This is a genomic window from Cobetia sp. UIB-001, assembly GCF_044789135.1.
Taxonomy (GTDB): Bacteria; Pseudomonadota; Gammaproteobacteria; order Pseudomonadales; family Halomonadaceae; genus Cobetia; species Cobetia amphilecti.
The window spans coordinates 2,265,662-2,284,885 of the sequence record NZ_CP058244.1 but is presented as its reverse complement, the minus strand read 5'-3'; the positions used below and the strand labels follow the sequence as shown (position 1 = coordinate 2,284,885).

General features: G+C 62.6%; 19 protein-coding genes and 1 tRNA gene. 9 read left to right on the top strand and 11 right to left on the bottom strand.

Annotation, left to right across the window (positions count from 1 at the left end; all coding sequences use genetic code 11):
• The first annotated feature begins 22 nt into the window (after nt 1-22).
• Nucleotides 23-778, top strand: a complete 756-nt coding sequence (livG, locus tag HA399_RS09575) for a high-affinity branched-chain amino acid ABC transporter ATP-binding protein LivG (protein ID WP_082388869.1) — start codon at nt 23-25, stop codon at nt 776-778.
• A gap of 74 nt (nt 779-852) precedes the next feature.
• On the top strand, nt 853-1,554 hold the full coding sequence (locus HA399_RS09570) for an ABC transporter ATP-binding protein (RefSeq protein WP_043336899.1): 702 nt from the start codon (nt 853-855) through the stop codon (nt 1,552-1,554).
• Between the two features lie 204 nt (nt 1,555-1,758).
• Here the strand turns inward: HA399_RS09570 and HA399_RS09565 are convergent, their stop codons facing one another.
• Together HA399_RS09565 and HA399_RS09560 are read right to left on the bottom strand one after the other, a co-directional pair.
• Complete coding sequence (locus HA399_RS09565; RefSeq protein ID WP_404324790.1) at nt 1,759-2,073, bottom strand: hypothetical protein; 315 nt, start codon at nt 2,071-2,073, stop codon at nt 1,759-1,761.
• Between the two features lie 264 nt (nt 2,074-2,337).
• Entirely contained in the window at nt 2,338-3,306 is a 969-nt protein-coding gene (locus HA399_RS09560) for an N-acetylmuramoyl-L-alanine amidase (protein ID WP_404324789.1), read from the bottom strand.
• Nucleotides 3,307-3,654: 348 nt separating this feature from the next.
• Between HA399_RS09560 and HA399_RS09555 the strand changes: the two genes are divergently transcribed.
• The 4 genes from HA399_RS09555 to HA399_RS09540 all read left to right on the top strand — a co-directional run bounded on the left by HA399_RS09555 (nt 3,655) and on the right by HA399_RS09540 (nt 9,001).
• Nucleotides 3,655-5,160 carry a fumarate hydratase gene (locus tag HA399_RS09555; protein ID WP_054556993.1) on the top strand — a complete coding sequence of 502 codons (1,506 nt, stop codon included), beginning with the start codon at nt 3,655-3,657 and terminating at the stop codon, nt 5,158-5,160.
• 218 nt (nt 5,161-5,378) lie between these two features.
• Nucleotides 5,379-6,806 (top strand): cardiolipin synthase, encoded by a 1,428-nt coding sequence (gene cls / locus HA399_RS09550; protein WP_054556992.1) that lies wholly within the window; start codon nt 5,379-5,381, stop codon nt 6,804-6,806.
• 215 nt (nt 6,807-7,021) lie between these two features.
• Nucleotides 7,022-8,281 (top strand): S-methyl-5-thioribose kinase, encoded by a 1,260-nt coding sequence (mtnK, locus tag HA399_RS09545; RefSeq protein WP_404324788.1) that lies wholly within the window; start codon nt 7,022-7,024, stop codon nt 8,279-8,281.
• Nucleotides 8,282-8,461: 180 nt separating this feature from the next.
• Nucleotides 8,462-9,001: a YaeQ family protein gene (locus HA399_RS09540; protein WP_404324787.1), complete on the top strand. Its 540-nt coding sequence runs from the start codon at nt 8,462-8,464 to the stop codon at nt 8,999-9,001.
• A gap of 103 nt (nt 9,002-9,104) precedes the next feature.
• On the opposite strand, the gene HA399_RS09535 is transcribed toward HA399_RS09540, so the two are convergent.
• Both HA399_RS09535 and HA399_RS09530 read right to left on the bottom strand, forming a co-directional pair.
• Nucleotides 9,105-10,196 (bottom strand): GGDEF domain-containing protein, encoded by a 1,092-nt coding sequence (locus tag HA399_RS09535; RefSeq protein WP_404324786.1) that lies wholly within the window; start codon nt 10,194-10,196, stop codon nt 9,105-9,107.
• A 278-nt stretch (nt 10,197-10,474) separates the two neighbouring features.
• Entirely contained in the window at nt 10,475-10,744 is a 270-nt protein-coding gene (locus HA399_RS09530; RefSeq protein WP_404324785.1) for a hypothetical protein, read from the bottom strand.
• A 244-nt stretch (nt 10,745-10,988) separates the two neighbouring features.
• Between HA399_RS09530 and HA399_RS09525 the strand changes: the two genes are divergently transcribed.
• Both HA399_RS09525 and HA399_RS09520 read left to right on the top strand, forming a co-directional pair.
• Nucleotides 10,989-11,065 (top strand) — tRNA-Pro (locus HA399_RS09525).
• A gap of 479 nt (nt 11,066-11,544) precedes the next feature.
• On the top strand, nt 11,545-11,829 hold the full coding sequence (locus HA399_RS09520; protein ID WP_404324784.1) for a hypothetical protein: 285 nt from the start codon (nt 11,545-11,547) through the stop codon (nt 11,827-11,829).
• A 387-nt stretch (nt 11,830-12,216) separates the two neighbouring features.
• Here HA399_RS09520 and HA399_RS09515 read toward each other — a convergent pair whose 3' ends face one another.
• From HA399_RS09515 to arfB, 4 genes are all read right to left on the bottom strand, one after another.
• Nucleotides 12,217-12,519 (bottom strand): hypothetical protein, encoded by a 303-nt coding sequence (locus tag HA399_RS09515; protein WP_404324783.1) that lies wholly within the window; start codon nt 12,517-12,519, stop codon nt 12,217-12,219.
• A 78-nt stretch (nt 12,520-12,597) separates the two neighbouring features.
• Nucleotides 12,598-12,900 (bottom strand): helix-turn-helix domain-containing protein, encoded by a 303-nt coding sequence (locus tag HA399_RS09510; RefSeq protein WP_043336855.1) that lies wholly within the window; start codon nt 12,898-12,900, stop codon nt 12,598-12,600.
• A gap of 41 nt (nt 12,901-12,941) precedes the next feature.
• Entirely contained in the window at nt 12,942-13,649 is a 708-nt protein-coding gene (locus HA399_RS09505) for an SIMPL domain-containing protein (protein WP_131432172.1), read from the bottom strand.
• A 51-nt stretch (nt 13,650-13,700) separates the two neighbouring features.
• Nucleotides 13,701-14,114, bottom strand: a complete 414-nt coding sequence (arfB, locus tag HA399_RS09500; RefSeq protein ID WP_043334927.1) for an alternative ribosome rescue aminoacyl-tRNA hydrolase ArfB — start codon at nt 14,112-14,114, stop codon at nt 13,701-13,703.
• A 359-nt stretch (nt 14,115-14,473) separates the two neighbouring features.
• Between arfB and HA399_RS09495 the strand changes: the two genes are divergently transcribed.
• On the top strand, nt 14,474-15,400 hold the full coding sequence (locus tag HA399_RS09495) for a LysR family transcriptional regulator (protein WP_404324782.1): 927 nt from the start codon (nt 14,474-14,476) through the stop codon (nt 15,398-15,400).
• Here HA399_RS09495 and HA399_RS09490 read toward each other — a convergent pair.
• The 3 genes from HA399_RS09490 to HA399_RS09480 form a co-directional block, all read right to left on the bottom strand.
• The gene (locus HA399_RS09490) at nt 15,372-16,295 is read right to left on the bottom strand and encodes an NAD(P)-dependent oxidoreductase (protein ID WP_404324781.1); all 924 of its coding nucleotides are present in this window, start codon (nt 16,293-16,295) and stop codon (nt 15,372-15,374) included. The two genes, HA399_RS09495 and HA399_RS09490, sit on opposite strands and share 29 nt — an antisense overlap.
• A 34-nt stretch (nt 16,296-16,329) precedes the next feature.
• The gene (locus tag HA399_RS09485; protein WP_404324780.1) at nt 16,330-17,490 is read right to left on the bottom strand and encodes a M20 aminoacylase family protein; all 1,161 of its coding nucleotides are present in this window, start codon (nt 17,488-17,490) and stop codon (nt 16,330-16,332) included.
• Nucleotides 17,491-17,605: 115 nt separating this feature from the next.
• The gene (locus tag HA399_RS09480; protein ID WP_131432168.1) at nt 17,606-18,901 is read right to left on the bottom strand and encodes a DUF3100 domain-containing protein; all 1,296 of its coding nucleotides are present in this window, start codon (nt 18,899-18,901) and stop codon (nt 17,606-17,608) included.
• Nucleotides 18,902-19,224: the final 323 nt, after the last annotated feature.

The window sequence follows — 19,224 nt, the reverse complement described above, 5'->3', positions numbered from 1 at the left end:
GCGCGCCGAGGGCGGAGCGCCATTGCTGGATGTGCGCGATCTCACCATGCAGTTCGGTGGCCTCAAGGCCGTGGACGGCGTGACGCTTCAGGTGCATCCGGGCGAGGTGGTGTCGGTCATCGGGCCGAACGGTGCGGGCAAGACCACTGTCTTCAACTGCATCTCCGGCTTCTATCAGCCCACCGGCGGCGAGGTGTATTTCCAGAATCGCGCCATGCATCGACTGCCGGGCTATCGCATCGCCCAGGCCGGCATGGTGCGCACCTTCCAGAACGTGCGGCTGTTCAAGGAGATGACCGTCATCGAGAACCTGCTGGTGGCGCAGCACATGCACGCCGAACGCAATCTTCTCAAGGGACTGTTCAAGACGCCGGGCTATCGACGCAGTGAAAAGGCGCTGATGCAGCATGCCGGCGACTGGCTGGAGCGAGTCGGTCTGCTCGAATTCGCCAACCGCGAGGCCGGCAATCTGGCCTATGGCCAGCAGCGTCGACTCGAGATCGCGCGCTGCATGGTCGCCAGGCCGCGGCTGCTGATGCTGGATGAGCCGGCGGCGGGCCTCAACCCCAACGAGACGCGTGATCTGGATGATCTGATCGTCAGCCTGACCCGCGATGAGGGCATCTCGGTGCTGTTGATCGAGCATGACATGAGCCTGGTGATGGGCATCTCGGACCACATCTACGTGGTCAATCAGGGCCAGCCGCTGGCGGATGGCAGTCCGGAGGACATACGGCGCAATGATGCCGTGATCAAGGCCTATCTGGGGGAAGAGTGATCATGAGTGAGCATGTCGAAGACGTGACGCCCGAGGCCACGCTTGCCGGTGAGGAGCTCGCGCCCCGGGAGGCCATGCTGGCCCTCGAGCATCTGACCACCCACTACGGGCCGGTGCAGGCGCTCAATGATGTCTCGCTGGCCGTCGGCCAGGGCGAGATCGTGACGCTGATCGGTGCCAACGGCGCCGGCAAGACGACGCTTCTGATGTCGATCTGTGGCGATCCGCGGCCAACCAGCGGGCGGGTGTGGTTCGAGGGCGAGGAGATTACCGGCACGCCCACGGCGCGCGTGATGCGCGGTGGACTGTCGGTGGTGCCGGAAGGTCGCCGCATCTTCACCGGCATGACGGTGGAGGAAAACCTGGCCATGGGTGGCTATTACCAGAGCAAGGAGGAGAACGAGCGCAGCATCGAGCACGTGCTGGGGCTCTTCCCGCGTCTCAAGGAGCGCTTCCAACAGCGCGGCGGCACCATGTCCGGCGGAGAGCAGCAGATGCTGGCCATCGGGCGCGCCCTGATGAGTCGGCCGCGGCTGCTGTTGCTCGATGAGCCATCGCTGGGGCTGGCGCCCATCGTGATCGGGCAGATCTTCGAGATCGTCGAGCAGCTGCGCGAGCAGGGCACCACCATCTTCCTGGTGGAGCAGAATGCCCATCGTGCCCTGTCGATCGCCGATCGCGGTTATGTGCTGGAGCATGGTCGAGTGGTGTTGGCGGACAGCGGCAAGGCGCTGCTGGCCAATGACGATGTACGCCGCGCCTATCTCGGAGGCTGATCGCTCGCAGGTCGATCGGGTTCACCACACCAGGACGCCGCCCCCCGGCACTGAATCGTCAGTGCCGGGGGCGGCGTCTTGTTTCGCTCTCGAGATGGGAATGAGGTGGAAGTGTGGGGAGAAGAGGGAAAAGGCTGGCTCGGTCAGTGGTGTGCTGCTCGTGCCAGTCCCTTTATCGGTACCAGTGACCTGCGTGTGCAGAGGTCAGGCAGAGAGCGATTCGGGAAACTCTTCGGGCATGTAGGCGACGCCGTCATGAATGCGGAAATGATCGGTGGGGCCCGAGGCCTGGCAGCTGTTGACGCATGCCTGGCTGGCGGGAAGCTGGCGCAAGGGGTAGCGCACGCCGGTCTGGCACAGTTCCAGCATCTTCTTGAGCGCGCTGCGCTCACAGTAACCACACAGGCACTCGAGGGCGTTGTCGAGGCAGTCTTCTTCGCTCATGCCCGCGCCGTAGATACGAGTGTCATCACAGACGACGAATCCGAGAGCGCCGGGGGATGTGGCGGGTATTGTCATGTCTGCTGCCGTATCAGGTACTGCACTGAGAATGTTGTCAGCCATGATGAACCTCATAGTGTTGGGGTATTCCGGCTTCTCCGAGCCAGTCGCTAGCTTGTCTGTCCATGACCCTCTCTGGTCATGCCTCATCCCAGAGTAGACGGCGGTCGTCAAACTGCCATGCAAATCTGTTTAACGCGTCAAGGACGAACCGATGCTGCGTCAGGAATGTGACAGAGAAATGACATTTAGATGACTGCTCGGGCCCCACGCCTGGCGGCCTCAGGTCGGCTGGCAGCCCGGCGACTGGCGGTAACGTGAGTTGAGCGCCAGCAATATCGCGGCACTCTCGGCATCGAAGGCCCCGCTGATCGCCCCGGGACGAAAATGCGCCTGGAACGCGGCAATCGCCAATTCGGGACGTGCGGCGTCCACCGGATAGCCGTAATGCGTGAGCGCCGTGAGCAGAACCTGCTGTGATGGCAGTCCCTCGCTTGCCAGCTGGCGCTGGAAGCACAGCACGTCAGAGGTGCGTGGCCAGGCACCGATACCGGCGTCATGCAGGCGTTGCCAGGGGAAGCGCGGGCCGGGGTCGGTCTTGCGCTCAGGGGCGATGTCCGAATGCCCGACGACATCCACCGCCTTGATGCCATGGCGCGCGATGATGGGCTTGAGCAGCGTGATCAGTGCGCTGTTCTGCGCCTCGCTCCACGGCGCGAAGTCACGCGAGGGGGACCAGCGTCTGGCGACCGCCGCCGTGGCGTCTTCCTGCTCGCCTGCCTGCAGTGGCACCAGTGCCAGCGGCCCGGCATTGACGATCTCGATGCCGATGGAGGTGTCATTGAGGTTGCTGCGCTCACCCCACTGGCTGACCCCGGCATGCCAGGCGCGGCGCGCTTCCGGTACCAGCGGATAGACGCGCGGCAGGCCGGTCGCGGGCATCGGCGCCGACAGCAGATAATGCGCGCTGACCTGAGAGCCGGTCAGGCTGATCAGGGAGCCGCGCAGATCATCATCGGTGTAGTGCAACACCAGATGGCGAACCCGCGAATTGCTCTTGCCGTGGGGGGAGGACGTCACCCAGTCGAAGGTATCGCTCCCGTCACCTGCGCCAGAACCCGGCTGGGTGCCACAGCCTGCCAGCAACACAGTGAGCGTGGCAGCGGCCAGTGACAGCAGACGTCTCGAGAAGAAGCGTGACGAGAAGGAGGGTGGCGAGCAGGGGCGTGGTGAACAGGTGCGTGGCGTCATTGAGCGGTCATCGTGGTTAAAAAAGGAGAGGCTGCATGACAAGACGGTACCGCAACGGGACGGCGTCAGTCGCCTCGCGATGCAAGCGACTGCCGGCAGCGAAGCAGACGGCTCCGGGCGGGAGAGCCTCACGCAGACTGGGCCATAACCTGCTGAATTCTCATGACTTGCGGGTTGCAGGATTCGCTCTGCCGCCTCGTGCTCGCATGAGGTATAATCCTGCGCACCTGACCTGACGCTCGCCCCGTGGCGGCGCGATTGCCGTGCCTGACAACAGTAATCGCCCCTGTGCCCTGCGCGCCAGTGTGTCTGTCTTTCCCATCGCTTGCCCTTGAGGAGCCGATCCTGATGACCGTGATCCGCCAGGATGACCTGATCCAGAGCGTCGCCGACGCGCTGCAGTACATCTCCTACTACCATCCGAAGGATTTCATCGACGCCATGAACGCGGCGTACGAGCGTGAAGAGAATCCTGCCGCCAAGGATGCCATCGCGCAGATCCTGATCAACTCCCGGATGTGTGCCCTGGGTCATCGTCCCATCTGTCAGGACACCGGTATCGTCACCGTCTTCGTTCACGTCGGCATGAACGTGCGCTTCGAGGCCGACATGAGCCTGGATGACATGGTCAACGAAGGCGTGCGTCGCGCCTATCTGCTGCCGGACAACGTGCTGCGTGCCTCCGTGCTGGCAGATCCGGACGGCAAGCGTGCCAACACCAAGGACAACACGCCTGCCATCATTCACCACAAGCTGGTGCCGGGTGACAGCGTCGAGATCCACGTCGCGGCCAAGGGCGGCGGCAGCGAAGCCAAGTCCAAGTTCGCGATGCTCAACCCGTCCGACTCCGTGGTTGACTGGGTGCTGGAGCAGATCCCGAAGATGGGTGCTGGCTGGTGTCCGCCCGGCATGCTGGGCATCGGCATCGGCGGTACCGCCGAGAAGGCGATGCAGCTGGCCAAGGAGTCCCTGCTCGAGCCGATCGATATCCAGGAACTGCAGGCGCGTGGTGCCTCCAACCGCGCCGAAGAGATCCGTCTCGAGCTGTTCGAGAAGGTCAACGCCACTGGCGTCGGCGCTCAGGGCCTCGGCGGTCTGACCACCGTGCTCGACATCAAGGTCATGGATTACCCGACCCACGCGGCCAACAAGCCGGTGGCGATCATTCCGAACTGTGCGGCGACCCGTCACGTGCACTTCACCCTGGATGGCAGCGGTGTGGCAGAACTGCCGGCACCCAAGCTCGAGGACTGGCCGGAAATCACCCGTGAAGCGGGCGACAGCGTCAAGCGTGTCAATCTCGACACCGTGACGCCTGAGGAAGTGCAGAGCTGGCAGCCGGGCGACACCCTGCTGCTCAACGGCAAGCTGCTGACCGGCCGTGATGCGGCTCACAAGCGCATGACCGAGATGCTGGCGCGCGGCGAGCAGCTGCCGGTCGACCTCAAGGGGCGCTTCATCTATTACGTAGGCCCGGTCGACCCGATCCGTGACGAAGTCGTCGGTCCGGCTGGCCCGACCACCGCGACCCGCATGGACAAGTTCACGCGCACCCTGCTGGAAGAGACCGGCCTCTTGGGCATGGTCGGCAAGGCAGAGCGTGGCCCGACCGCGATCGACGCCATCCGTGACAACAAGTCCAGCTACCTGATGGCCGTCGGCGGCGCTGCCTACCTGGTCGCCCAGGCGATCAAGAAGTCGCGCGTGCTGGCGTTTGAAGACCTGGGCATGGAAGCGATCTACGAATTCGAGGTCGAAGACATGCCGGTGACCGTGGCCGTCGACAGCGCGGGCGTCTCCGTGCACCAGACGGGCCCGGCCAAGTGGAAGGAAATCATCGCCAGCCGCGCCTGATGACGGCCGAGTGATGAATCGTCACGTCCTTGTGGCATGCGTCCTTGTGGCAAGTGTCCTTGTGAGATGACCTGAAGAACCCCGCCCGTGATCGCTCATCGGCGGGGTTCTTGGCTTTGCGGCGCTCAAGACATCTTCCCGAGCGCCAACGCAACGGCATCGTCGCGCGCGCTGCTGTGGCATACTCTGGCAACCCTGACGCCTGCAATGGAGTTGCAATGACCGCCTGGCTACTCGGCTTTCTCCTGCTGACCAGTCATATCCTCGGTGCCATGTCCGCCGTCATGGCCCTGATGTCGAGCCGCACTTCACAAGGGGCGATCGCCTGGATTCTGTGTCTGCTGACATTCCCCTACGTGGCGCTGCCACTGTACTGGGTGTTCGGACGTCCACGCTTCTATGGTTACGTCAGCGCTCGTGAGGAGCGTGATTCGACCATGCGTCGCGTGCTGATGCGCTTTCGGCCCAAGCTGTCGCCGTGGCTGTCACGCCCGCTGGGCGGCAATCCCACCCATCTGGATGCCATCGAGCGTCTGGCGATGATGCCGGTCACCACTGGCAACCGCGCCAAGTTGCTGATCAATGGCGAGCACACCTTCGATGCGCTGTTTCACGCCATCGACGCCGCCGAGGATTACATCCTGATCCAGTTCTTCATCGTGCGTAACGATGAGCTGGGGGTGCGCCTCAAGCAGAAGTTGATGCGCCGCGCCGAACGCGGCGTGCGGGTCTGTTTCCTGTATGACGAGATCGGCTCGCGCAAGCTGCCCGATGGCTATCTGAATGATCTGCTGGAGTCGGGGTGTGAGGTCAGCGCCTTCAACTCCTCGCGCGGCTGGCGCCATCGCTTCCAGATCAACTTCCGCAATCACCGCAAGATCACCGTCATCGACGGCCGCGTCGGCTTCGTCGGCGGGCTGAATGTCGGCAATGAATATCTGGGCCATTCCGAGCGCTATGGCGCCTGGCGTGATACCCACCTCAAGCTTGAGGGGCCCAGCGTGATGGGCCTGCAGGAAGCCTTCTGGGAAGACTGGCACTGGGCAACCGGTGAGGTGCTGTCGCTCGAATGGCAGCCGCAGATCAGCTGTGACGAATGTCAGCATGTGGTGATCGTGCCTTCCGGCCCGGCGGACCGCCGCGAGACGGCCAGCCTGCTGGTGCAGCAGGCGATTCACTCCTCGGTCAGTCGCATCTGGATCACCAGCCCCTATTTCGTGCCGGACCAGGGCGTGCAGGATGCGCTCAAGATCGCTGCGCTGCGCGGGGTGGATGTGCGGGTGATGATTCCTGAGCGTCCCGATCACCTGCTGGTATTCCTGTCGGCGTTCTCGTTCCTGTCCGAGATGATTCGCTCCGGCGTGCGTGTCTTCCGCTATCAGCCAGGCTTTTTGCATCAGAAGGTGATGTTGATGGACAGCCATACGGCGACCATCGGCACCGTCAATCTCGACAATCGCTCCTTCCGCCTCAACTTCGAGATCACGGCGTTCGTGCCCGATCACCAGTTCGCCTCGGAAGTGGAGGCGATGCTTGAGGAAGACTTCCGCCACTGTCGTGAAATCAGCTGCGAAGAGCTGGATGCGCGGCCGATGTGGCGCAAGCTGGTCTCGCGCGCGGCCTATCTGCTGGCACCCATCCAGTAATGCAGCATTCTGCATGCGACAAGCGCCTGCCGAGCTGAGCAAAACTCACTCGGCAGGTCTTGCCAATCGCCGCGCCAGCAGGCATCTTCTCGCTATAACTGATCGCCTTCTTATTTCTGTAAAGAATAAAGTGAGAGCCTTGAGGTGCTTCACGTGCCATGCACGCCAAGCGCCACCGAGGCCGGCGACTTCATGACTCAGCGCTGAGACCTGCCATGACTGCTCAAGACTCCACCGCTAGCACTGCACCCTCCATCGACTATCAGTTTCGCGATGATGCGGATGTGATCGCCTTCGCGCGCCAGCACGTCGGCGCACGCTATCCGGCCTTCGCGACCGCTGAAGAACTTCAGGTCGAAGAGATCGGCGATGGCAACATCAACTATGTCTATCGCGTCTGCACGCCGGACCGCTCCGCCTCGGTGATCGTCAAGCAGGGCCTGCCCTGGGTGCGCATCATCGGTGAAAGCTGGCCGCTGTCGCTGGTGCGTGTGCGCATCGAGGCGGAAACCCTGCAATTCGAGGCCGACTGCGCGCCGGACCTGGTACCGGCGCTTCATCATTTCGATGAAGCTCGCTCGGCGATCGTGATGGAAGATATCGGCGATCACCGCAATCTGCGCCATGCCTTCCTGGAGCGTGCGTCATTGCCGCGGCTGGGCGAGCAGATGGGACGTTTTCTGGCCACCACGCTGTATCGCAGCAGCGATCTGGCACTCGATGCCCACGACAAGAAGGCGCGCGTCGCACGCTTCATCAATCCCGATCAGTGCAAGATCACCGAAGACCTGTTCTTCATCGATCCGTTCTGTGATCACGAGCGCAACAGCATCAATCCGGCGCTGCGCGCGGATGCCGAAGCCCTGTGGCAGGACGCCGCCCTGAAGGTCGAAGTGGCCGAGCTCAAGCAGCGTTTCCTGTCCGCACCCGAGGCGCTGCTGCATGGTGATCTGCATGCCGGCTCGATCTTCGTGCTTGAAGACAGCACCAAGGTCATCGATCCCGAATTCGGCTTCTTCGGCCCGGCGGGCTTCGATATCGGCAGCTGGCTGGCGGCACTGTGGCTGGCGGCCTGTGCACATACCGAGCTTGAGGGCGAGCAGGGCGACAAGCGTGACTACGTGGCGCAGCTGCGTGCCCAGGCGGTCGCCAGCTGGGAAAGCTTCGCTCGTGAGTATCGTGAGCAGGCCGCCGACACGCCGGATGCCAGCTTCGCTGCGCCGGGCGTGGCAGAGCGTCTGTTGGCTCGCATGTTGCGTGACGCACTCGGCTACGCCGGCTGTGAGCTGATCCGCCGCACCGTGGGGCTTGCGCATATTCTAGAACTCGAATCCATCAGCGACGAGGCCACCCGCGCGCGTGCCGAGCGGCGGGCGCTGGCGCTCGGGCGCGAGCTGATCATGGTGCGCGAAAGCCTGAGCGATATCGATTCCATTGATGCCATCGATGCCCTGGTGGCGCGTCACCTCGCCTGAGGGCGCGCGCCAGGCAGGAGTCGGGCGTTCAGGGCCCGGCTAGGGTAGACTCTGCGCTCCGCACCCACGCGCTTGCATTGTCATGCGCGTGGTTCAGTCGAGGAGCATGGTGCTTTATCGGCAGAGTGACTGCCTGCCATCGCCTTTCCAAGACGTCTGCCTTTTCAAGAAGAGATTTTCATGGCCCTGTCTTCCACGCCTTACAAGGTGGATCTGTCGCTGACCGACCTGGACCGCGGCGTCTACGAGACCCTGCGCTTCACCGTGGCTCGTCATCCCTCCGAAACCGAACTGCGTCTCTGCGTGCGCCTGCTGGGCCACGCCCTGTGGTACAGCGAGAACATCGCGTTCGGTCGCGGCCTGTCCGATGTCGATGAGCCGGCGCTGTGGGAAAAGAGCCTCGATGGCCGTGTCTTGCACTGGATCGAAGTCGGTCAGCCGGATGCCGAGCGCCTGACCTGGTGCTCGCGACGCACCGAGCGTACCTCGCTGCTGGCCTATGGCAGCCTGCGCGTGTGGGAAACCAAGGTCGTGCCGGCGGTGGCGGGGCTTTCCAACCTCAACATCGCGGCCGTACCGGAAGGTTCGCTGGACGCCATCACCGATTCGCTGCCACGCAACATCAAGTGGACCGTGATGATCTCCGAAGGCACCATCTTCATCACCGATGACAACGGCCAGCACGAGATCAACCTCGAGTGGCTGAAGGGCGAGCGCTGAGCGATAGCGTTTGCTTGATGTCATGCGGTACACGAAACGCCCCCGCAAGCCATGCTTGCGGGGGCGTTGTCGTTGGGGATGGCTCAGCCGGAGCTGCCGCGGCTCAGATGACGCTAAGGTCCTTGTCGACCATCAGGCGGCCTCGGCCATTTTCCTTGGCGTGGTAGAGGGCGTCATCGCTGCGCTTGACCCAGCTCGACAGGGTGTCGTCGGAGTGCAATTCGCTGGCGCCGGTGCTGAAGAGGATCACGCCGTGCAGCAGGGGCGAGGCTTCGCAGCGCTCCCGCAGGCATCTGTCGAACTGGCGAGCCGTCGCCAGGGTGCCGGGGATCAGGATCATGAACTCCTCGCCGCCATAGCGTCCCGCTTCCCCCGAGAACTCCTGCGTCAGCTGGCTGACATGGCGTGAGAACTCTTCCAGTACCGTGTCGCCATACGGGTGCCCGTGGTTGTCATTGATCATCTTGAAGTGATCCAGATCGCAGATCAGCAGGCAGGCGCTTTGCGAACGCCTGATCCAGGCTTCGGCCTGTTCATGGATGGCGCGGTGATTGTAGAGGCCGGTCAGGCTGTCCAGCAGACTGAGGCGCTCGAGCCGTGCCGCATAGGCATTGGCGATATCGCGCTCTTCATGGATGCGTCGGGCATAGCCTGCGATCACCACGCTGAGCAGCCCGAAGGCCAGCGTGTAGCTGAAGCCCATATCGAGAAAGCGCATGCCTTCGGTAGCATAGCTGCTGACCAGCCCTGGCCTTGCATGCTCAAAGGCCAGCAGTGCCCACGGCATGAACATCAGGCCGATGATGATGATGCCTCGGCGTCTGGGATTGGCGGGCAGTACCGCCAGCACATAGGCCGACGCCATCAGGTAGAACAGCAGGGTCGGGCCGGTCGCGCCATGATTGAACAGCCAGTTGCCCGGCAGCATCACGAAGGTGACCAGCGCACAGAACAGCCAGGCCATGCGCTGGAACTCACCATGAAAGCGCGAGCGATACCACATCAGGGCGATGAACGCGCTGGTGATGACCAGCACGATGTTGTACGCCGGCAGGGTGAGGTCAAACAGGGAGTTGAAGAGGGCCGAAATCAACCCGATGAAGACAGCGGAAACGAGAAAGCCATGATGGAGTATCTCGCGGGCGGAGCCGCTCTTGCCGACCAGCCAACGCCAGGAGGTAACTATCAATTTCAATGGGCTGACCATGTGACCTCGGGCATCGAGATGTCAGTGCACGCCAGGCACCAACCGGGAAAGGCGGATGATACACCACCTCATCATCAGCCACAGCTCGCCAGAGCCAACGAAAGGCGCGCAAACCCTATGCTAACGCATGGCGGGTTAAAAATGCCTCATTCACCACTGTGCGCAATGGCGTGGGTCGATCTTGCGCGTGATCCGCAATATATTGCCTGTTCGACGCTGGCGCGATAACTCCTGATCCCTTCCCAGTGATTTGCGTCACCGCTCCGTTACTTCCAGGGCGTGTAGCGGTAGCTGTCGGGGTCGTTGGCATCCGGACTGTCGGCTTCCTTGAGGCGCACGAGGGTATTGCCATCGTCATCCTCTTCGACTCCCGTGACTGTCACCGGAAAGTTGGGTGACAGGGCATCGAGTGCCGGCCATTGCCCCTTGGTGATCTGGCTGCCGGCGGCAGGGGGGCTGTCGGCGCTGACCTTGATGGGGTCACCGCTGACGCTGGTGCCGCCTTTTAGCGTGGTGGTAAGCGTGAATTGGATCATCAGTCGTGAACTCCTCAGGACGATTGTCGTTCATGGGGCGCTGCATTCGAAGGTGCGCAATGAATGCCTGCTTCATGAACATGCGTCGCACCCGGGCATTTTGCAATGCCGACGGCGGATTCAGGTGTCACTGCGACACCAGATCACGACGCAGGTAAAGAAATGTGAGATTCCTGCTTTTCTTTTTGAGATCAATGCGGTACATTACGTCTCGTCTTGAGGGGGAAGCTCTTCCGGACACTGTCGGGACGTGGCGCAGCTTGGTAGCGCGCTGCAATGGGGTTGCAGAGGTCGCAGGTTCGAATCCTGTCGTCCCGACCAGATTCAAGTGAAAAGGCCATCCGGAAACGGATGGCCTTTTTGCGTTTTCGCATGTCCGAAAGATACCTGCCTCTTTACTGTTCGCTCTGCGCTCTTCTTTTCATTTTCCGCTTCTCATTTCCCTTCTTGCGACCACCAGCCTGCCTCACGCATCTCGCCTTTGCCCGTATTGCTCACTTTCCTGGCGCCTCAGCTCAATCAGCACTGTGCTCGCGCAAGTTCTTTTGTGTTGATCCAGGCAGATGCCTCTGACATATGGCCCTGAAAACGCTGCCGATTGAGTTGATGTGGATCAATTTTCTGTCGGTTCGAAGGGCGGGGCAGGCAGGATGAGTTCTCTAAGCATGTAAGTATTAGAGTTTTCGTATATACTGCGCCAGTCGATATTGGGGGTGATAATGAAAATCATAGACATTTACACGGCATCTCGATTCAATCCCGAACGATCCATCCTCAGAGAACAGCTGGGCGGAGGCTATGTGGTGCAGACCTGCGCGGTGGCCGCCGAGAACTACTGCTTCGAGGTCTCTCAGTCGCGGCATTTCATCCTGGGGTTTGAGGTCGCGGGTGCACGCAGTGCTGAATTTCTGTCGATCATCACCGAGGATTACGTCTTCCAGCATCCCGGCATTCGCCCGGAAACGCTCTCGGCCTACCTGCAGGATCGCGCCCGACATCCGCTACGTCGTCGCGCAGCCTCTGCGCCTTCCGCCACTGCGTCGGGCGCCGCACGGCGCAGTGTCACCAGCGTTGCCGTTGGCTGATGATGCTTGAGGCGACGCTCTTCAGCGAATGTCGTTGCGCCGTGCTGAGGTGAAAAGCAGGCCAGATGTAGGCAAGAGACAGGCGAGCGCAGGGCTAGCGAGACAGCCAGAAAGACAGCCAGTAAGACTATAAAGACAAGAAAAACCAGCAGGGCAAGGAAGGGTAGAACGCAGCACTGGGGAAGGGGAGCCGTTCAGAGAAGACTGCGCAGGTTTTTCACTTTTTACGGCGCACACTGTTGCTGCACGGGCTTTTGCGGTACAGGCTTTTTACGACGTTCACTCTTCGCCGTGCATCTGCTCTTCGCCGTGCATCTGCTCTTCGCCGTGCATCTGCTCTTCGCCGTGCATGTGCGCGACTCATTTATTCGCAAGGCGCGCGCAGGGTCATGTTCTGGCCCGATAGCGGCTGAGCGCCCAGACCGTACTGGCCAGGCTTACACAGCAGAGCAGCGGCAGGGCGACATCGAGACAGGAATCCAGATTCCAGTGTTGCAGCAGGCCGTAGTCCCAGCTCTCTGCCTTGGGGCCGTCGCCCTTGTATTCGTGCTGAGCAATCTCGCGGCCCACAAACAGGGCCACGGCGATGGCGCCTGCTGACCACACGCCAAACAGCGGCCATAGCGCCAGCTGGATCAGCACGGCGATCACGCCGTGCTGAACGGCACTGTTCAGAATCTCGGCGGTCATCTCTCGACCTTCACTTCTCGATCCTCATCCCGCGACCGTCATTTCTCGGCCCTGGTTGTTCGATCAAGCTTGCGCCTCTCACGCATAGCCCAGCGCCTTCTGCAGGCGCTCGGCGTTGTCGGCGACCCACTGGGCATTGATCGGCCCCCAGTCACGAATCACGTAGTGGCCGATGTTGTTGCGCTGGCCTTCCTCGCGCTGGAATTCACAGACGATCTCGAGCTCACCCAGGGCGGTGATGGTGTCCTGGGCGGTGCGCCGCGGCATGCCGGTGGCCGCGATGATGGCCGGTACGCTGGCGATGTCATGCGCGATGAGGTGGGCCACGAACAGGCGTCGATAGAAGCTCGTCTGGGTCTTGCTCAGCGGGGTGTCGGACATGGGGGCTCCATACGGCGAAGAAGGGGGCTGTCGAGAGGTGATCAATGGCTCAGGGTGTAGTCGATGGTGGTCACGACTCTGACGTTCTTGATGTCAGGGGTATAGCTGTCGAGATCCGAGATCGAGAAATAGCCCTGGCTGGCATGCTTGATGTGGCCGACCGTGCTGCCGGAATCCTCTGCGAACTGCTGGGCGGCGCGCCGGGCATCCGCGGTCGCGGCCGCGATCATGTCGGGCTTGATGGCTTCAAGCCCCGTGAACAGGAATTCGGTGCGATAGGCATAGTCAGCCGAGAGCAGGATACCCTCGCGCACCAGCTCACCGGTCAGTGAGGCACTCTGCTTGACGAGGTCGACCTTGGGCGAGCGCACCAGCACCGTGGCTTCGGCGCGATAGCGCTCATCCGGACGCTGGGCGTTGTAGCTGTTGGCGTAGAGGTCAGTCACCTGGGGTGAGGTCACGCTGACCTGGTCGGCGGGGAAGCCCCGGGCGGTCAGAAAGGCGCGAATCTTGCGCTCATCATTGGCCAGCGCCTCATGAAGGCCGGTCAGCTGATTGGCATTGACGCTGAAGTGCAGCGGCCAGAGGGCCAGGTCGGCCTTGACCTCACGCTCCGCGAGCCCCTTGACCGTGACCACGCGGCTGGAAGATTCCCACACCTGCGCGGCCTGCTTGAGATAGCTGCCACTCCAGACCATTCCCACGGCCAGCAGGCCGCCCAGCACGGCCGAGCTGATGATGTTGCGCATGAATTGTCGCCCCTGACGTGAGCTGTGAGCTGGCCGCCGCCTGTGGCGGGGTCAGTCCTGTACCTTGCCGCGCATGGCCTTGATCTTGCCCTTGCGCGTCTTGCTGTCGACCCGGCGACGCTTGGCCCCCTTACTGGGCGCTGTCGCACGGCGCGCCTTCTGTACCTTGACGGCTTCCAGAATCATCGCCTTGAGGCGGGCCAGCGCATCTTCCTTGTTCAGCTCGAGGGTGCGATGGCTCTGCGCCTTGATGATGATGACGCCTTCCTTGCTGATGCGCTGGTCCGACAGCTGCATCAGGCGCTCCTTGTAGAAGCCGGGCAGCGTCGAGCGCTGCACATCGAAGCGCAGGTGGACGGCGGAGGCGACCTTGTTGACGTTCTGGCCGCCATTGCCCTGGGCGCGAATCTGGGTGAGGTCGATTTCCCAGTCGGCCAGCGCTACCGAATTGGAGATGGTCAGCATATTGAATCTCCTTGTTTTTGGGACTGTGTGGTTTGTCACGCAGGCACAGTCAGTGAAGCGATGGTCCATCTTAGCCTATTCGCGCACTGGCTTCAGAATGGCGCTTGTGTCTGCCCCTCCATTCGGTCAGCTCGCGACGCTGATCGTCTGCCCTCGTGTCACAGCGCCGAGAGCTGTGAGAACTGTCATGAAGAGGAGGAGAGGCGAGGAGGCGATTCATTCTGATATGGCGTTGAGGGAGGATGAGTTCAACCGCGCGCTGCCCGAGGCGCTCGAATATCGGGTACTCTGCTGGCTGCGTCTTGTGTGAAGACTCTCCGCTTTTCTTAGCCACTCTCCCATCCTTTGCAGAGCGCCTCATGGATATCCCGCATCAGCGTCTCGTCTATTTTCAGGTCACCGTCGAAGCCGGCTCCATCCGGCGTGCCGCCGCGCGTCTGAACATCGCCCCTTCAGCTGTCAGTCGTCAGATAGGTCTGCTGGAAGAGGCCATGGCCGCCTCGCTCATCGAGCGTACCCGTGACGGCGTGCAGCCGACGCGGGTCGGCGAGATGCTGCTGGATTACATCCTGCAGCGAGAGAAGCTCGACCAGAACCTCGGCGAGCGCCTCGATGCCTATCAGCGGCTGGAAACCGGGGAAATTCGCCTGATCATCGGCGAAGGCTTCGTCGGCGACATCATCAACAGCCCGCTGCGGGCCTTTCGCAAGCAGTACCCCGGCATCACGCTCAAGGTCGATACCGGTAGCATGCAGAGCATCATCGACAGCGTGATCGAGGATGAGGCGGATATCGGCCTGATGTATCACGAGCGGGTCCATCCCCAGCTGCGCTTCTGGCATTCGAGCCCGCAGCCGCTGGTGGCCATCATGTCACCGGAGCATCCGCTGGCGAGCGAGTCCCATGCGCTGACGCTCGAGGAAGTGGCACAGCATCCCATGGCGCTGTGGGGGCCGAGCCACGGCGTGCGTCAGCTGATGGACGATGGGTTTCGTGAGGCAGGAGTGCGCCCGCATATGGTGGTGCAGACCAATTCCATGGAAGTGCTCAAGCAAGCGGCGCGCTCCGAACTGTGCATCACGCTCTTGCCGGCCTTCGCCGCGGCGCGTGAGCTTCAGGAAGGCGTGTTGATCGCGCGGGATGTGGAGTGCGCCAGCTTCCGCCAGGCCCGCGCACATATCATCACGCGGGTCGGGCGGCGCATGCCGCGTGCCAGCCTGCAGCTGCTGCGCCATCTTGAACGCTGGATCGCGGCGTTCAGTGGTCCGCGTCAGGCAGCGCGCTGATAGCAAGGGCTTGGGGTCTAGGGGATCTGGTTTGGGTCAGTCGCGGCGGGTGCAGCTGAGCGGGCACCTTGCTCAGCCAGCGATCGCACAGATGATGGAGATCATCCTCGTCCGCCGGACACAGCTCGGGTGGCTGACAGCGCTCGAAGACCGCCTTCATCAAGCCTTCCGGCAGGTTGAGCGTGGTGACGAAACTGCGTGCCAGGCGCAGGTCACGGCGCAGCTGACCGGTGGAGATCCCCGAGTCATAGCGGCCCGGCAGCACCCAGCGCGGAAAATTCACCTCGCTCACGGCACTACGCCCGGCGCCCAGGTTGATGGCATCGATGCACGCCTGGGGTGTCACGCCCGCGCGATAGGCCATGGCGACCGCCTCGGCAGTGGTGATCAGGTGCGCGGCATGCAGATAATCGCTGGCCAGGGCGGCGGCATGGCCACAGCCGGCGTCCCCGACGTGCAGATGCTGCGTGCTGATGATGTCGAGCAGCGCTGTCATGCGCGTCACTGTCGCCTCATCACTGCCGATCAACAGCGTCAGGCTATCATTGGCCTCATCGGCCGGATTGCGACTGGTGGCCGCTTCCAGCCAGTGATGGCCGGCAAGGCGTGTCTGCACGGCCAGTTCGCGGCTGAGCGTGACGTCACCACTGCATAGATCGATCACGGTACTGCCGGGCGGCGCCCTGCGCAGCAGGCCTTGCTTGCCCGTCAGTACCTTCTGCACCTGTTGCGATGTGGCCAGCGCCATCAGGTAGACCTCGGCGCTGAAGGACGAATGACTCGCGACTTGCCCCTCGGGCGCTGCCACTGCCATGACGCCCTCAATTCCGGCATGCGCAAGCGTCTGTATGGCCCGAGTGCCAATGGGCGCATCGCCAATCACGCAGATCTTCATGCTGAGCATCCTTCGAGGGTTTGTTCACCTGGCCTCAGGCGGCGGCCAGCAGCTGACGCACCAGCGACGTCCAGTAGCTGACGCCGATGGGCGTGGCAGCATCATTGAAGTCGTAGTGCGGGTTGTGCAGCGAGGCACTGTCTTCGCCGTTGCCCAGCCAGATATAGGCACCCGGACATTCCTGCAGCAGATAGGCGAAGTCTTCCGAGGCCATCGAGGGCGGCAGATCACGATGGACCCGCTGGATGCTCGGCAGCTGCTCGAGAACGCTGGCGCAGCGTTCGGCATGGCCGGGTGCATTGAGGGTCGCGGGATAGCGTGGCTGATAGTCGAAGTTGACCTTGAGACCGTGGAAGGTCGCCATGGCATCGACGGCGTCATGGAAGCGCTGCTGCAGATGCGCGCGCAGTGCCGGGTCAAAGCAGCGCAGGGTGCCGCGCAGTTCGACCTCTTCCGGCATCACGTTGAAGGCGTCGCCGGCATGGAACTGGGTGATGCTGAGAATCGCGGTCTGATGCGCCGGCGTCTCGCGGCTGATCAGCCCCTGCAGCTGGGTCACCAGCTGACAGGCCGCCAGGATGGTGTCCTTGCCCAGATGCGGCATGGCGGCGTGGCAGCCGTGACCGCTCAGGGTCAGGGTGAAGACATCGAAGGCCGCCATCACCGCCTCTTCATGCACCGCCGCCTCGCCGAGCGCCAGCCCCGGCCAGTTGTGCAGGCCATAGATGGCATCCATCGGGAACTGCTCGAACAGGCCGTCCTCGACCATGCGGCGCCCGCCGCCTTCGTTCTCCTCGGCCGGCTGGAACACGAACACCACGCGGCCGGCAAAGTCCGGGTCGCGCGCCAGTTCACAGGCCGCGCCCAGCAGCATGGTGGTGTGGCCATCATGGCCGCAGGCATGCATCTTGCCCGGCGTGTGCGAGCAATGTGAGACAGCGTTGGCCTCGGTGACATCCAGCGCATCCATGTCGGCGCGCAGGCCGATGGTCTGGCCCTTGCCCAGCTTGCCGTCGAGCACCGCGATCACGCCGGTCTCGGCGAGTCCCGTGGTGACTTCCAGGCCCGCTGCACGCAGGATCTCGGCGACGCGCGCCGAGGTGCGGTGCTCCTCGAAGGCCGTCTCGGGATACTGATGAAACTCATGACGCCAGCTGCGCAGCAGTGCCTCGTCGATCTTGTCGGGTAGTTGCATGCTGAATTCCTGTGGAAACCGGCACCCTGGAGTGCCGGCGTGAAAGTGATGAGAAGGGGGTAGCAAAGTGAGAAGCGAAAGGTAATGCGAAAGGTACAGCCCGAAGCCCGCGTGATCAGAGCAGTGCCTGAGCCACGACCGCCGAGCCGATATAGGTGCCAGTGAAGACCAGCAGCGAGATGATCACCAGCTTCCAGCCCGCCTGGCGGAACATGCTGAACTCGCGCTTGCTCAGCGCCAGACCCGCATAGCCGAGCACCGGCGTGACGATGGCGAGGAAGTTGACGAAGCCCAGCTGCTCGGTGATCCAGCCGCTGCCCGGGAACCACGGCAGCGTCATCAGGATGCTGACCAGCGACACCCAGGCGATGGCCGGCAGGTAGAAGGGCATGACGCGGGCAACCAGCAGGCCGAGCATGGTCATCACGTACAGGATCAGCATGCCGGGGGCGGCGTCGATCAGGCTGGCACCATTGATGGTGTTGACCACCCAGCCGACCACGCAGACGGCCGCGACGACCATGGCTGTCTTGCCCAGCTGGTTCTCCGGGCGGTCTTCAACCAGCGCGTCTGAGGCGAGCTTGGCTTCCTCGTCATTCATGGCGTCATCGCTGCCGGCCCGCTTGCGGCTGAAGAAGCGGAACAGGCGTTCGGCGACCGGCAGGGCGATGAACAGCGAGACGTAGAGGCCGGTGGCATAGGTCAGCAGGTTGCTGGCGCCGGCGAAGGCCAGCAGCTCTTCGCCCATCTCCGGCAGGGCACCGGCGATGGCGCCGGAACACGCCGCCACCATGCTGCCGCTGCCGACGCCGCAGGCCATGGCCAGTGCACGCGGGTCGAAGATGTCCAGTGAGGTCAGGTAGCCCGCCATCAGCGCGAACCACAGGGTGCCGAACATGGTGCCCACGACATAGACGCCCATCACGCCGACGCCTTCCGGGCCCTTGAGGCCGTATTTGTCGGAGATGATCGCGATATTGGGTTCACGCGCGATGGAGTAGGTCGCACCGATCGCCTCACGGCCCATCTTGAGCACCACCACCGCGATCGGCATCGCGATCAGCATGGTGCCCAGATTGCCCAGTTCCTGCAGGATCAGCGCCGGACCCGCCGAGATCAGCTGCTCGATGGCCGGGCCGATGGTGGAACCGAAGCGGGCGATGAACGGCATGATCGACAGCAGGATGACCGGCCCTGCCGCCGCGCTGACCACCGGCGGGATGAAGCGCCTGGTACCACTGAACAGGTGCGGATTGCACAGTACGGCGGCAATGAAGGCATAGAACAGCGGCAACAGCAGCAAGGTGCCGGGGCCGAGCGGGAACTTGAGAATACCGATCAGTTCGGCGCCGAGAGACAGCACCACGACCAGCAGGTGCAACCGCCAGTCCAGGAGTTGAGAAAGGGGCATGTGGGACTCCGCTTGTTATTGTAGTTTCTTCAGCTGATGAAACGTCTGGAATGCAGCGCCTCGGGGCATGCCCGCGGCTGTCGGCTGCCACCCTCTGCCGGGGCGGTCAGCGCAATCCAGTATTGTCAGGAGCGGTGCTCTAAAGAAACACGGAGGGTGTTCGAAAAAATAGCGCGGGTCGTTCTTGCCACGAAACCAGACGCCCACAACGCAACGACCCGACACGCCGCGGGAGGCGGCGTGTCGGGTCGTCGGGTGTATCGAACGTGTCGGGTGTATCGAACGTGTAGGGTGTGTAAGGAGTATCGAGACTGGCTGCGGGC

What these genes read in the sequence shown, in the direction of transcription:
- HA399_RS09570 (WP_043336899.1), top strand. Translation starts at nt 853, where the DNA reads ATGCTGGCCCTCGAGCATCTGACCACCCACTACGGGCCGGTGCAGGCG.
- HA399_RS09565 (WP_404324790.1), bottom strand. Translation starts at nt 2,073, where the DNA reads ATGACAATACCCGCCACATCCCCCGGCGCTCTCGGATTCGTCGTCTGT.
- HA399_RS09560 (WP_404324789.1), bottom strand. Translation starts at nt 3,306, where the DNA reads ATGACGCCACGCACCTGTTCACCACGCCCCTGCTCGCCACCCTCCTTC.
- HA399_RS09555 (WP_054556993.1), top strand. Translation starts at nt 3,655, where the DNA reads ATGACCGTGATCCGCCAGGATGACCTGATCCAGAGCGTCGCCGACGCG.
- cls (WP_054556992.1), top strand. Translation starts at nt 5,379, where the DNA reads ATGACCGCCTGGCTACTCGGCTTTCTCCTGCTGACCAGTCATATCCTC.
- mtnK (WP_404324788.1), top strand. Translation starts at nt 7,022, where the DNA reads ATGACTGCTCAAGACTCCACCGCTAGCACTGCACCCTCCATCGACTAT.
- HA399_RS09540 (WP_404324787.1), top strand. Translation starts at nt 8,462, where the DNA reads ATGGCCCTGTCTTCCACGCCTTACAAGGTGGATCTGTCGCTGACCGAC.
- HA399_RS09530 (WP_404324785.1), bottom strand. Translation starts at nt 10,744, where the DNA reads ATGATCCAATTCACGCTTACCACCACGCTAAAAGGCGGCACCAGCGTC.
- HA399_RS09515 (WP_404324783.1), bottom strand. Translation starts at nt 12,519, where the DNA reads ATGACCGCCGAGATTCTGAACAGTGCCGTTCAGCACGGCGTGATCGCC.
- HA399_RS09510 (WP_043336855.1), bottom strand. Translation starts at nt 12,900, where the DNA reads ATGTCCGACACCCCGCTGAGCAAGACCCAGACGAGCTTCTATCGACGC.
- HA399_RS09505 (WP_131432172.1), bottom strand. Translation starts at nt 13,649, where the DNA reads ATGCGCAACATCATCAGCTCGGCCGTGCTGGGCGGCCTGCTGGCCGTG.
- arfB (WP_043334927.1), bottom strand. Translation starts at nt 14,114, where the DNA reads ATGCTGACCATCTCCAATTCGGTAGCGCTGGCCGACTGGGAAATCGAC.
- HA399_RS09495 (WP_404324782.1), top strand. Translation starts at nt 14,474, where the DNA reads ATGGATATCCCGCATCAGCGTCTCGTCTATTTTCAGGTCACCGTCGAA.
- HA399_RS09490 (WP_404324781.1), bottom strand. Translation starts at nt 16,295, where the DNA reads ATGAAGATCTGCGTGATTGGCGATGCGCCCATTGGCACTCGGGCCATA.
- HA399_RS09485 (WP_404324780.1), bottom strand. Translation starts at nt 17,490, where the DNA reads ATGCAACTACCCGACAAGATCGACGAGGCACTGCTGCGCAGCTGGCGT.
- HA399_RS09480 (WP_131432168.1), bottom strand. Translation starts at nt 18,901, where the DNA reads ATGCCCCTTTCTCAACTCCTGGACTGGCGGTTGCACCTGCTGGTCGTG.